The sequence below is a fragment of the Olsenella sp. KH1P3 genome, assembly GCF_900167315.1.
Classification (GTDB): domain Bacteria; phylum Actinomycetota; class Coriobacteriia; order Coriobacteriales; family Atopobiaceae; genus Olsenella_J; species Olsenella_J umbonata_A.
Genome location: NZ_FUWQ01000001.1, coordinates 120453 through 133345 on the forward strand (window position 1 = coordinate 120453; position 12893 = coordinate 133345).

Annotated in this window: 10 protein-coding genes; 7 read left to right on the top strand and 3 right to left on the bottom strand. The window is 64.8% G+C overall.

All coding sequences use genetic code 11. The features are described from left to right. Positions 1–77: 77 nt before the first annotated feature. The gene (locus tag B5D13_RS00615; RefSeq protein ID WP_078686361.1) at positions 78–1109 is read left to right on the top strand and encodes a branched-chain amino acid aminotransferase; all 1032 of its coding nucleotides are present in this window, start codon (positions 78–80) and stop codon (positions 1107–1109) included. A 132-nt stretch (positions 1110–1241) separates the two neighbouring features. On the opposite strand, the gene B5D13_RS00620 is transcribed toward B5D13_RS00615, so the two are convergent. Next, positions 1242–2108, bottom strand: coding sequence for a DMT family transporter (locus tag B5D13_RS00620; protein ID WP_078686362.1), 867 nt, complete (start codon positions 2106–2108; stop codon positions 1242–1244). A gap of 174 nt (positions 2109–2282) precedes the next feature. On the opposite strand from B5D13_RS00620, the gene B5D13_RS00625 reads away from it, so the two are divergent. After that, complete coding sequence (locus B5D13_RS00625; RefSeq protein ID WP_078686363.1) at positions 2283–3083, top strand: amidohydrolase family protein; 801 nt, start codon at positions 2283–2285, stop codon at positions 3081–3083. Between the two features lie 147 nt (positions 3084–3230). Beyond that, positions 3231–4544: a histidine--tRNA ligase gene (gene hisS / locus B5D13_RS00630; protein ID WP_078686364.1), complete on the top strand. Its 1314-nt coding sequence runs from the start codon at positions 3231–3233 to the stop codon at positions 4542–4544. Between the two features lie 246 nt (positions 4545–4790). Here the strand turns inward: hisS and B5D13_RS00635 are convergent, their stop codons facing one another. Next, a complete protein-coding gene (locus tag B5D13_RS00635) occupies positions 4791–6197 on the bottom strand; it encodes a Na+/H+ antiporter NhaC family protein (protein WP_078686365.1) in 1407 nt (468 codons plus the stop codon). A 250-nt stretch (positions 6198–6447) separates the two neighbouring features. Here B5D13_RS00635 and B5D13_RS00640 point away from each other — a divergent pair, with 250 nt between their 5' ends. The 3 genes from B5D13_RS00640 (at position 6448) to B5D13_RS00650 (ending at position 10148) form a co-directional block, all read left to right on the top strand. Then, positions 6448–7431: a LysR family transcriptional regulator gene (locus tag B5D13_RS00640; protein ID WP_078686366.1), complete on the top strand. Its 984-nt coding sequence runs from the start codon at positions 6448–6450 to the stop codon at positions 7429–7431. After that, positions 7431–8399 carry an RluA family pseudouridine synthase gene (locus tag B5D13_RS00645; protein ID WP_078686367.1) on the top strand — a complete coding sequence of 323 codons (969 nt, stop codon included), beginning with the start codon at positions 7431–7433 and terminating at the stop codon, positions 8397–8399. The genes B5D13_RS00640 and B5D13_RS00645 overlap by 1 nt, the downstream gene beginning before the upstream one ends. Positions 8400–8483: 84 nt before the next feature. Beyond that, positions 8484–10148: a 4Fe-4S dicluster domain-containing protein gene (locus B5D13_RS00650; protein ID WP_078686368.1), complete on the top strand. Its 1665-nt coding sequence runs from the start codon at positions 8484–8486 to the stop codon at positions 10146–10148. A 20-nt stretch (positions 10149–10168) separates the two neighbouring features. Here the strand turns inward: B5D13_RS00650 and B5D13_RS00655 are convergent, their stop codons facing one another. Next, positions 10169–10822: an HAD family hydrolase gene (locus tag B5D13_RS00655; RefSeq protein WP_078686719.1), complete on the bottom strand. Its 654-nt coding sequence runs from the start codon at positions 10820–10822 to the stop codon at positions 10169–10171. Between the two features lie 258 nt (positions 10823–11080). Here B5D13_RS00655 and aspS point away from each other — a divergent pair, with 258 nt between their 5' ends. Next, positions 11081–12850, top strand: a complete 1770-nt coding sequence (aspS, locus tag B5D13_RS00660; RefSeq protein WP_234970612.1) for an aspartate--tRNA ligase — start codon at positions 11081–11083, stop codon at positions 12848–12850. The last annotated feature ends 43 nt before the right edge of the window (positions 12851–12893 follow it).

A 12893-nucleotide genomic window follows, 5' to 3' on the forward strand; every position in this document is an offset into this window, starting at 1 on the left:
CACTCGCGTACAACGCAGTCAGTGCGCTGCGTCAGCGCTGTGCGTTTGTATTGGTTAGACCGTCTAAGGAGTAGTAAATGGAGAAGAAGGATATCGACTGGGGTGCACTTTCCTTCGCCTATCAGCCGACCGACTACAGCTACGTATCCAATTACAAGGATGGCGCCTGGGATGAGGGCACTCTAACCACCGACCACAGCATTAGGCTTTCCGAGTGCGCTGGCATTTTCCACTACTGCCAGGAGGTCTTCGAGGGCCTCAAGGCCTATACCACCGAGGACGGCGACATCGTCTGCTTCCGTCCCGACCAGAACGCCAAGCGCATGGCCGACTCCGCACGTCGCATCGTCATGCCCCCCTTCCCCGAGGAGCAGTTCGTCGAGGCCGTCGAGAAGGTCGTCAAGGCCAATGTCGCGTGGGTCCCGCCCTTCGGTAGCGGCGCCACGCTCTACATCCGCCCGCTCATGATCGCAACTGGCAACGTCATCGGCGTCAAGCCCGCTGACGAGTACCAGTTCCGCATCCTCGTCACGCCGGTCGGCGCGTACTACAAGGGCGGTGTCAAGCCCGTCAAGCTGCGGGTCTCCAAGTACGACCGCGCGGCTCCTCACGGTACTGGCAACATCAAGGCCGGCCTGAACTACGCCATGTCCCTGCTGCCTTCCGTCGAGGCGCACGCCCAGGGCTATGCCGACAACATGTTCCTCGACCCCGAGACCCGCACCTATGTCGAGGAGTCCGGCGGCGCCAACTTCCTGTTCGTCGACAAGGACGGCAACCTGGTCGTCCCGCAGTCTCACACCGACTCCATCCTGCCCTCCATCACGCGTCGCTCGCTCGTCGACGTCGCCGAGAAGTACCTCGGCCTCAAGGTCACGCAGCGTCCCGTCCGCTTCGACGAGATTGACCAGTTCACCGAGTGCGGCATGTGCGGCACCGCTGCCGTCATCAGCCCCGTCGGCGAGGTTGACAGCGACGGCAAGAAGATCGTCTACGGCATGGAGCACGTTGGCCCTGTCATGAAGAAGCTTCGCGAGACCCTGACGGGCATCCAGTCCGGCAAGATCGAGGACAAGTTCGGCTGGGTCCACAAGATCGACGTCGAGTAAGTCAGACGGACAAGGCTGTTACGGGACAGCGTTTCACTTGCACGCTGGGGCGAGCGGTGCGCGGGGGCGCATCGCTCGCCTCTTGTTTTTGAGAAGGGATTGCCAAGGGAGGCTGGTCCTCGCCACGGCTTCCTAGCTGCGCGCCGAGAGGAAGATGCCCGCGACGACGAGGGAGCCTCCCAGATGCTGCGGGACCGTGATGGCCTCGCCCAGGATCAGCGCGGATAGGATGAGTCCGAACACGGGGATGAGGTTCGCGAAGGACGCCGCGGTCGAGGCGGGGAGTCCCTTGAGGCTGTGGTTGTACAGGATGAATCCCGCCACCGTGCAGCCAAGGACCAGGTAAGCAAGCGACAGCAGCGCCTCCGGTGCGGGTGTGGCCGTCGGCAGGCCCTCGGTGAGGAGCACGAGGGGCACGAAGCCCAGGGCGCCGAAGAGCGTCTGCCATGCCGTGATGGAGGTGGTCGAGTACTTGCCCAGAAGCGGTCTCATCATGAGGTTGTACACGGCCCAGCAGAGTCCGCCGCCCAGAAGCGCAAGGTCTCCCAGCACGACGTCGCTGCCGCCCGACGAGCTCTCGCCGTAGGCGAGCACGGCGACGCCCACGAAGGCCAGCGCGATGCCTGCGGCCTTGAGGCCGTCGGGACGCGTCCGGTCCCATGCGCTCTCGAGCGCGAGCGTCATGGCCGGGAAGGCTCCGATGATGAGCGAGCTGGTGGATGCCGGGAGCAGCAGCGCCCCGTAGTTCTCGCCCGCGAAGTAGAGCGTCGTGCCCACGATCCCAGTTGCGGCGCAGATGGCCATGTCGCGGCCGCGGGGCCGGTCATGGTCACGCGTGACGGCGAGCATGGCAAGCATGATGACTGCCGCGAGCGAGAAGCGCATGAGTCCCAGCGTGAACGGTCCTATGGACCCGTAGCTGATCTTGCAGGCGATGATCGACCCGCTCCACAGTAGGCAGGCTACGCTTGTCTCTATGAGGTATCGGTTCGTCTTCATGTGCTTCCGTTCGTTTGCTCCTAGGGCATGGCTGTCAGTCGCAAGTATGAAGCATCACGCGTCCCGCCGCAGCATCGCGTTCGCGCCCAGAAGCCTTACGAGTGTGTGTCCACCCTGTTCGAGTGAGGAAAAGCCGTCTACCATGTTTGGAGTTGCCCAGCGTAAGGAGCTTCCATGCCCATAGTGGATGTCCACGTGCACGTCTATCCCGATAAGATTGCCGAGCGAGCGGTCTCCAGCATCGGTCGATTCTATGGCCTTGAGATGGGGCTGCCGGATGGATCGGTCGCGCGCATGCTCGAGGAGGAGCGCGATGCGGGCGTTACCCACAGCGTCATCCACTCCGTCGCGACCAAGGCCTCGAACGTGGAGTCCATCAACGACTTCATTGCCGCGACCTGTCGCGAGAACGACTCCCTCACGGGTTTCATGACGCTCCACCAGGACTATCCAGACCCGCTGGCCGAGGTCGAGCGCGCCTGTGCGATGGGGCTCAAGGGCATCAAGCTCCACCCGGACACGCAGTGCGTCAACATGGATGACCCGAGGCTCATGCACATCTACGAGATAGCGGAGCAGAAGGACCTTCCCGTCCTCATCCACTGCGGCGACTACCGCTACGACTACTCGCACCCGCATCGCCTGGTAACGGTGCTCCATGCCTTCCCGAGGCTCAGGGTTGACGCGGCGCACTTCGGCGGTTGGTCGGTGTTCGACTACGCCCTCGAGTTCCTGGAGAACGAGAACTGCTTCCTGGACATGTCGAGCTCCCAGCATTGGCTGGGGCCGCGCCGCACCCGCGAGCTCTGCGAGGCGTACGGCCCTGACCGCATCCTGTTCGGGTCCGACTTCCCCATGTGGACTCCGGGCTCGGAGCTCTCGCGCTTCCGCTCGCTCGGCTTCTCCCGGGAAGACCTCGACAAGATGCTCTGGCACAACGCGGAGCGCTTCCTGGGGATGGAGATATCGAACTAAGCGCCAACGTCCTTCTCGCCCGGCACTTAGGGCGGGGAAGGTGGGCGTATACTTCTGCCCCGATGGACCGTGGAAGGCGGCGCGCGCCGTGCGTCGTTTGTGGCCGCGGTCGCGATGCGCGCTGAAGGCGCGAGAAGGAGGCCTCTGATGGCACAGAAGATCCAGGGTACCGAGGACCTGTTCGGCGGCTACATGCGCGCCTGGCAGCATATGCAGGACATCGCGCGCGAGCTGTTCGGCGCGTACGGCTTCGACATGATCGAGACGCCGGCGATCGAGCAGGTGGACACCTTCGTCCACGGCATCGGCGAGTCGACCGACGTCGTCCGCAAGGAGATGTTCCGCGTGTTCTCCGGTGCGCTGATGGATCGCCTCCTCGAGTCGGGCAGCGAAAGCGGCCTCAAGGCGAGGCAGCGCATGGCCATGCGTCCTGAGGGGACCGCGGGTGTCGTGCGCGCGGCCGTCGAGAACAACTTCGTCCCGCAGGGCGGCGCTCCCGTCAAGCTGTGGTACGGAGAGGCCATGTTCCGCGGCGAGCGTCCCCAGAAGGGTCGCCTGCGCCAGTTCCACCAGGTCGGCGTCGAGTGGCTGGGCGCACCCGACCCTGCGGCGGACGCCGAGTGCATCATCATGCTGATGGAGTTCTACAAGCGCATGGGCTTCCCGGCCGACAAGCTGTCCCTCCGCATCAACTCGATGGGCGACGCCGCATGCCGCCCCGCGTATCGCGAGGCCGTCCGCAGCTTCATTCTGGACCACAAGGACCAGATGTGCGAGGACTGCCTGGAGCGCGCCGAGATCAACCCGCTGCGCAGCTTCGACTGCAAGAACGACCACTGTCGCGAGGTCATGGCAGATGCGCCGCTTGCCAAGGACAACCTGTGCGAGGAGTGCGATGCTCACTACAAGAAGGTCAAGCAGTACCTGGACGAGGCTGGCGTGAGCTACATCGAGGATCCCACGCTCGTTCGCGGCCTTGACTACTACACCCGCACCGTCTTCGAGGTCGATTGCATCGGTGCCGGCGTCGGCGCCATCGGTGGCGGTGGCCGCTACGACGGCCTGATGGAGCTCGAGGGCGGCAAGCCCACGCCGGGCATCGGATTCGCGGTGGGCTTCGAGCGCATGGCCCTCGCCCTGCAGTCGCTGGGCGTCGACATCGAGGGCTCCGAGCCCGACTGCGTCTATGTCGCCTGCACCTCTGCCAACGAGCGCGACGCGGCATTCACGGCGACGCTCGCGCTGCGCGGAGCTGGCATCCGAACCGAGGCCGACTACCAGGGACGCTCGCTCAAGAGCCAGTTCAAGCAGGCAGACAAGCACAACGCCCGCCTGTGCGTGGTGCTGGGCTCCGACGAGATCGCGGCCGGAACGGCGACCCTGCGCGACATGGAGTCGCACGAGCAGGTGAGCGTCCCGATGGCCGACCTTGTCTCTGAGGTCAGGGCACGCCTGGCCTAGCGCTTTGCCCTAGCGCAAAAGAGAGGCACACGCACTTCTCGCTCGCCCCTCATTCTGCGACGCCCGGGTTCCGCGCTTCGGCGCGCCTGGTCGCGGGTGAGGGGCGAGCTCTCTTTGGAGGGGGCCTTCGCTGGGGCGCCTTCTTGGTCGCGTCGCGCCCGGAGCGTCTTTAAAAAGGGAGCGGCCCGAAGCGCAAGGGGGTGCTTCGGGCCGCAGTCAGGGGTCTTGTCATGTGGCGCCCTGGCGCTATGCCACCAGTCGCTCGGGGGGCGTCTTGTCTGCCGGCGTGAAGCGGCGGGCGTCGTCTCGCTCGTCGAGTCCCAAGATCCTGGCGGACCGGCCGTCCGCAAAGCTGGGATGACGGTGCTGGTAGATGGAAATGACCAGCGTCCACAGGGGGATGAGCACGCTGAGGTAGGCAAACAGGACGCTCTCGATGGGCATGCCCACGAAGGCGATGATGCCGATGCACGACGTCGACCAGGGCACGACGGAGGGGATGATCGCGGCGCTGTTCTCGAGGTCGAGCGCAAGGGCGCTCCCACCGTGCTCGCACTCGTCACAGAGCTGCGCGGTGAGCATGAGGGCGACCACCTGGTCGCAGGCGATGGTGCAGGTCGCAATGCTGGTAAGAAGAACGCTGATGAACGGCGTCGAGTGGCGTGCGATCTTGTTGACGTAGTCGTGCAGGCCGAGCAGCAGGCCCGTTCCGGAGAACAGCCCCGAGTAGGTCGAGGCGACCCCGACGATGGCGATGATGTCGGCCATCGAGATGATTCCTCCGCCGTTGACCATGCGAGCGATGGCGGCGTTGTCGGACGCGTAGCCCATCACGAGGTAGCCGGGAATGCGCTCCAGGGGAACATGCTGGACGAAGATGCAGATCAGGAGGGCAGAAGCCAGGCTGACCAGCATGGTCTTCTTGACGTCCACGCGAGCGATGGAGAGCACAAGAATCAGCACGATCGGAACGATGACGATGGGTGAGAGGTCAAACGAGCTCGCGAAGCTTTCCTGGAACGAAGGGATCATCCCCGAGCCGGCCGCGACGGGGCCCAGCGCGATGTAGATGATGCACGCGGTGACGAACGGTACGATGCCCGTGCGAACCATGCGCTTGACGTTGTCGAAGAGCTGCGTGCGCGTGAGCGTTGCGACGAGTGCGGCTGCCGACGAGAGCGGGGAGCAGCGGTCTCCCACGAAGGCCCCGGCGATGATGGCACCGCCCACCATGGCGGGGTTGGCCTTCATGGCCGTCGCGATGGTCATGCAGATGACGCCGATGGTCGCGGACGAGGCATAGGAGCTTCCGGTGACCATGGACATGAACGAGCAGAGCAGGAACGAGATGATTACCAGCGTCTTGGGGCTGACGAGCTGCGCGGACCAGCAGGTGATGGCTGGAATCGTCCCCGCGACGCGCCACGATGCGGTGAGGGCACCGATGATGATGAAGAACACCAGCACACCGCCGATGGTCTTGACGCCCGAAAGCGCGAGCTTGAGGAGCTTGGCCGGCTTGTGACCGCGGTAGAGGCCGTATCCGCTGAAGAGGAAGAATCCCACGATGAGCGTTGCGAGCAGCGGCGTGTTCAAAACTATGCCTGCTACGAGCAATGCCGCAAAGACTATGAGCACAAGGGACTCGAGCATTTTTGATTTCCACCCCGTCTTCCGGACTATGCCCCGCGCGTGCGCGAACTGACTATCTGACGTCTGTCGCACAAGTAATCTACGGGTGTTGCTGTACTGCGTCCAACTGTTATATTTGATGCAGCCAACAAGATTCGTTTGTAATTAGTGGATATGCATAGTGGCGCTTCTCATAAGGAATGAAATCGCATGAGGTGCTGGATGCATGCGTAAAATGCTCTGTGCATAAGACCGACCGTTCGGGGGAGCCATGAACTTCACCTCTATGGACTACTTTGTGGCGCTGGCAGAGGAGAAGAGCTTCACGCGCGCCGCCGCGAGACTTGCCGTGACGCAGCAGACGCTTTCGGCTCACATCGCCGGCGTCGAGCGAGAGCTGGGCGTCCGCCTGGTCAACCGTCGCGTGCCTCTGACCTTGACGTATGCAGGGCAGGTCTTTTTGGGCTACGCCCAGCGCTTTCGCTCCCAGGAGCGTGCCATGCGCCAGGAGTTCTTGGACATTGCGGGCGACCAGCGCGGCCTTCTGGGCGTGGGGGTTGCCAGCACGCGCGGCCACATGCTCATGCCCCAGGCCATCTCGAGCTTTGGGGCCTCGCATCCCGGGGTCAACGTCCTTCTCCATGAGGACGAGAACGAGGCCCTGGTGTCGCTGCTGCGCGCGGAGAAGCTCGACATGGTCGTGGCCACCGTCCCCCACGACGCGCATGACCTCGAGGTGCACCGCCTCTATCGCGAGCAGGTGGTCCTGCTCGCCCACCAAGACCTGTTGGCTCGGGCTTTGGGGGAGGACGTCGAGGGCGTTCTCGGGCGCGTGGGGCGTACGGGAGACATGAGGCTCCTCGCCAGGCTTCCCTTCATGATGCTGGGCGAGAACGACGAGCCCGGCGACCTTGCCCGGCGCATGTTTGCCAGCTCGGGCGTCGAGCCGACTGTCCGCGTGTACTCCAAGAACTCCGAGACTCTTGTCGACCTGGCGGCCGAGGGGGTTGGTGCGTGCTTCGTGCCGTTCGAGCTCGCGGTGGATTCGATCAAAAAGCACGGCCGTGACCGGCTGAGGATGATCGGCCTGGGCAAGCGTGCCATGATTGACATCGACGTGGCCTGGCGCCGCTCGGACCACGTCTGGAGCGTCGTGAAGGATTTCAACGACGTGCTGGTCGAGCTGTTCTGTCCGCTCCCGCACACCATTCAGGAGGAGCGCGAGCGGCTGACAGCGCGGGGAGGCGAGAAGTGATGGGGCATCTGCTCGAATACGTTGGCTCGAAGGGAGGCGTGGTCTTCTTCGACGTGGTCGCTTCGGGCCCGGCCGTGCGGGCGCTGCGCTCCGTGGGCCTTTCGAAGCCCGGCGCGGCGCGCGTCCTCGCGCAGGGGCGGCTGCGTCGCTCCGATGAGGTGCTTGCGCCGAATGCCTGCGCAGACGCTGGCGATCGGCTGGCCCTGACGCTTGCGACGGCGCCCGAGGCCTTGTCTGCCTCGCGAGTGGACGGCTTGGGAGGGGGTGGCGGGCGCATACCCCGCATCGTCTACCGCGACCGCTTCGTGTGCGCGGTGGACAAGCCCGCAGGCATCCTGGTGCACGGCGACGGCACGGGCGTGCCGACGCTGAGCGACCTGGTGGCCGCCTGGGCACGCTTCGAGGGAATCACGACCAGGGTGCAGGCATTGCAGAGGCTGGACGTCGAGACCACGGGCGTCACGCTCTTCTCGCTCACCGAGGAGTTCCAGCCAGCCTTCGACGAGCTTGTTGCCGGGCATGACATGGGCAAGCGCTACCTTGCCGTCGTGGCTGCCGGCTTCCCAAAGGGCGAGCGCGTGATTGACTCGCCCATTGGCAGGGACCGACACGATGCCCGCCGCATGCGCGTGAGCGAGGGCGGCAAGCGCGCCGTCACTCGCGTGCGAAAGCTGGGCGAGGAGAACGGACGCTCCCTGGTGCTTGCGTGTCTCGAGACCGGGCGCCGCCATCAGATTCGCGTGCACCTGGCATCGATGGGCTTTCCGATTGCGGGCGACACGCTCTATCGGGGGCCTCGCTCGCGTGATGGGCTCATGCTCCATGCGCTGGAGGAGAGCTTCGTGCATCCCGTGACCGGAGCAGAGGTGCTGGTTCGCAGCGAGTGGCCGCAGCGCTTCGAATCTCGGTTCTCGCGGGCGGAGTTCGGTGCAAAGGTTCATGATGGAGGGGTTCACATCGAACGTTAGCGGGTCCGACCGTCTTGGCGTGGGGGCGCCTTCGTGTTGGGCCATTCGTGCGGCACCTTGCCGTGCCGCGGAGAGGGGTACCTCATGCCCAACACAATGCGAGGCGTCTATACCAATCTCACTGACATTCGGCGCAACGTCTTCAGTGAGGTCGCGAAGATCTGCTATTCGATGGGGCCGGGATCCGGCCGAGACGACTCGAGCTTCGACAAGGAGTTCGACGAGCTCCCCTACAAGATCCTTCCCGGCGACGTGGCCACGTACCGCGAGAGCGTCTTCTTGGAGCGCGCCATCATTGCGGAGCGCATACGCCTGACGATGGGCCTCCCTCTTTCCTCTAACGACCGACCCAGCCGCGTGAGCGAGGGCTTTGCCGAGGCAGAGGAGTCTGACCAGGTCTACTACCAGCCTCCGCTCATCAACGTGATCAAGTTCGCGTGCAACGCCTGTAAGGACAACGTCTACGAGGTGACCAATGCCTGCCAAGGCTGCCTTGCGCATCCGTGTCGCGAGATCTGTCCCAAGAAGGCGATCAGCTTCAAGGACAAGAAGGCCTTCATCGACCAGGATGTCTGCGTGAAGTGCGGGCTGTGCGCCAAGACCTGTCCCTATCACGCCATCCATCACCATGAGCGCCCCTGTGCCGAGGCATGCGGAATGGGCGCCATCCACTCCGACGAGCACGGCCGCGCCGAAATCGACTACAGCAAGTGCGTCAGCTGCGGCCAGTGCCTCATCAACTGCCCGTTCGGCGCAATTGCCGACAAGAGCCAGATCGCACAGGTCATCTGGGCCATCGCGCGCGGCGAGGAGGTCATCGCGGAGGTCGCGCCCGCCTTCGTCGGACAGTTTGGCGCCAAGGTCGATGCGGCCAAGCTGCGCGAGGCCTTCAAGAGCATGGGCTTCAGCGGAGTCGAGGAGGTCGCCCTCGGGGCGGACCTCTGCACCGTCCAGGAGGCGGAGGACTTTCTGGAGGAGGTTCCCGACGAGCTGCCGTTCATGGGCACGTCCTGCTGCCCGGCCTGGTCGCTCATGGCGAAGCTCGAGTTCCCCGAGCATGCCAAGTGCATCAGCATGGCACTCACGCCCATGACGCTGACCGCGCGCCTGATTCGCTCCCAGCATCCCAACGCCAAGATCGTGTTTGTGGGGCCCTGCTCCGCAAAGAAGCTCGAGGCCATGCGCAAGACGGTCCGCTCCGAGGTCGACTTCGTCCTGACGTTCGAGGAGCTTGCGGGCATGATGGCCGCCAAAGGCATCGACTGCGCGGCGCTCTCGGGAGACGACGAGGGCGACTTCGAGGTCGCCTCCGCCGACGCGCGAAACTTCGCCGTCTCGGGTGGCGTCGCCAATGCCGTGGTCAACGCCGTCCACCGCAAGTACCCTGACCGGGAGGTCAAAGTCACCAGCGCCGAGGGGCTCAGGGAGTGCCGCGCGATGATGAAGGATGCGGTCAAGGGCAAGTACCCGGGTTACCTGCTGGAGGGCATGGCCTGCCCGGGAGGCTGCGTCGCCGGTGCGGGCACGCTCGCAGCCATCAACAAGTCGGCCGCCGCGGTGCGGCGCTATGCGAAGGCCTCCCCGCGCGAGAATGCCACCGACAACTCGTACCGCATGCTCCTGCCGATGCTCACGGAGGGCTTCACGAGGCAAGACGAGGACCGCGAGGTCGCGGAGTCCCTGGCCGCGACCACCGGTGAGGATGCGGAGGCCAAGGGGGCTGCGGCAGAGGAGCCGAAGCGCCCGTAGGTCGGGCCATAGACGGGGGGCTAGTAGAGGAGAAGGGCCTCGGCCAGATCGTTGATGTCGTCCACGATGGTGGTGGCACCGCTGGCGGTGAGCTCTCGCCTGCTGCGGAAGCCCCACGAGACGGAGAGGCAGTCGATGCCAGCGTTGCGTGCGGTGTCTATGTCGACCTCCGAGTCGCCGATGTAGACGACGTCCTTGGGCGCAAGCTCCAGCTCGCGCATGACCGCGTTGACGGTGTCGGGGGCGGGCTTGCGACGAACGTCCTGTCGCTCTCCCACGACGGCGTCGAAGATGCCGGGGAAGTACTTCTCCACGAGGGCCTGTACGGCGAAGTCTCCCTTGTTCGAGACGACGGCGCGGCGTATTCCCTCGCCGGAAAGCACGTCGAGCAGCTCGACGATGCCGTCATAGGGCGCGGTGTGGTCGGCGCCGTGAAGGGCATAGTAGTCCTTGAACTCGGCGAGGACGCGGTCTTCGAGCTCGGATGCCGTCCCTTCGGGGCACGAGAGGTGAATCAGCGCCTGCATGCCGTTTCCCAGGAAGGAGCGGATCTCGTCCCGGGAGCGGATGGGCATGCCGTGCAGGGCGAGGGTGTGGTTGACCGACGCGTGAAGGTCCTCAAGCGTGTTGAGGAGCGTCCCGTCCAAATCGAAGATTGCTGCCCTGTAAGCCATGCCCATGCCTCTCTCGTGTATGTGGAGAAAAGCCTAGCACGGGGCGGGTGGCCCGACGGGGAAGCCCACATACCCACCATCGCTTTCGCGCCGCGCAAACGCCTTCTTGCGCCGCGGCGTGTGGATACCGCGCCGAGCCGTCCGCACGGGTCTCAGGCTGCTATTATGTGAGACCGCGCGACTCCGCGGTCTACGGCGGCGCGCAATCATCTGCTAGTCCGCCCGTCACGGCACGGGGCGGAAGACGAGAGGAAAGAAATGCCTTTTAGCATGCACACGCACACCTGTGGCGAGCTCCGCCGCGGGGACATCGGCACCGAGGTCACCCTTACCGGCTGGGTCTGGCGCCGCCGCGACCACGGCAGCCTGATCTTCGTCGACCTCCGCGACCGTGCGGGCTTCACGCAGCTCCAGTTCGATCCCGACGTGTGCGAGGAGGAGGCATTCCGCGCGGCCGAGACCATGCGCACAGAGTGGCCGATCCTCGTAAGGGGCGTCGTGTGCCCGCGCCCTGACGACCAGATCAACGAGTCGATGGTGACCGGCGAGATTGAGGTCCACGTCAAGTCGATGGAGATCCTGAACACCTCCAAGACGCCTGCGTTCCAGATCGAGGACCACGTCGAGGTCTCCGAGGACATCCGTCTTCGCTATCGCTACCTCGACATCCGTCGCCCCAAGATGATGGACAACCTCAAGCTGCGCTCCGACTTCACCTTCGCGCTGCGCCAGGCCCTGCATGACCGCCTGTTCATGGAGGTCGAGACGCCGGCGCTGTTCAAGTCGACCCCCGAGGGCGCCCGCGACTTCATCGTCCCGTCCCGTCTGCAGCCAGGCCGCTTCTACGCGCTGCCCCAGTCGCCGCAGCTCCTCAAGCAGCTCCTGATGGTCGGCGGTGTCGAGCGCTATTACCAGGTCGCCAAGTGCTTCCGCGACGAGGACCTTCGCGCTGACCGCCAGCCCGAGTTCACCCAGGTCGACGTCGAGATGTCCTTTGTCGACCAGGACGACGTCATGGGTGCCCTCGAGGACGTCCTGCATGAGGCCCTGGGCAAGATGGGCGTCGACATGCCCACGCCCCTGCGCCGCATGCAGTACTGGGACGCCATGGACACCTATGGCTCCGACAAGCCCGACACCCGCTACGGCATGGAGCTCCACGACGTGACCTCGATCTTCTCGAAGTCCCAGTTCAAGCTCTTCGCCGGCGCGGCGGCCGACCCCAACATGTACATCAAGGCCATCAACGCCAAGGGCGCCGGCACCTGGGCCCGCTCCAAGATCGACAAGCTCGGCGACGTCGCCAAGACCTTCGGCGCCAAGGGCCTCGCCTACGTCGCGTTCCGCGAGGACGGCAGCGTCACCAGCCCGATCGTCAAGTTCTTCTCGGATGAGGAGATGGAAGGCCTGCGCGCCGAGATGGGCGTGGAGCCTGGCGACCTCGTGCTGTTCGCGGTCGAGTCCCGCCTGAAGTGCGACGAGATCCTGGGCGGCATGCGCAGCCACATGGCAGACGTCCTGGACGTCAAGCGCGAGGGCCACGACTTCCTGTGGGTCGTCAACTTCCCGCTGCTCCACTGGGACGAGGAGACCCAGCGCTACGAGGCCGAGCACCAGCCCTTCACGCTTCCCACCGAGACCGATCCTAAGAAGATCATGGAGCATCCGCTCGAGGTCGGCTCCTACACCTACGACTTCGTCATGGACGGCTTCGAGGCCGGCGGTGGCGGAATGCGCATCCACAACGCCGAGATGCAGATGGCCATCCTCAAGATGCTGGGCTTCTCGGAGGAGAGCGCCAAGGAGCAGTTCGGCTTCGTCATGGAGGCGCTCGAGTTCGGTGCGCCTCCCATGGGCGGCTTCGCCCTGGGCCTCGACCGCGTCTGCATGCTGCTGGCCGGCGCGGACTCCATCCGCGAGGTCATGGCGTTCCCCAAGACCACGTCTGGCTCCGACCTCATGAGCGACGCGCCTTCCGTCGTGTCGCCCGCGCAGCTCAAGGAGGTTGCGCTGAGCACGCTCCAGTAGACGGGCCCGCGCCGCCTGCATTTGAGTTGCGGCAATGGACGAC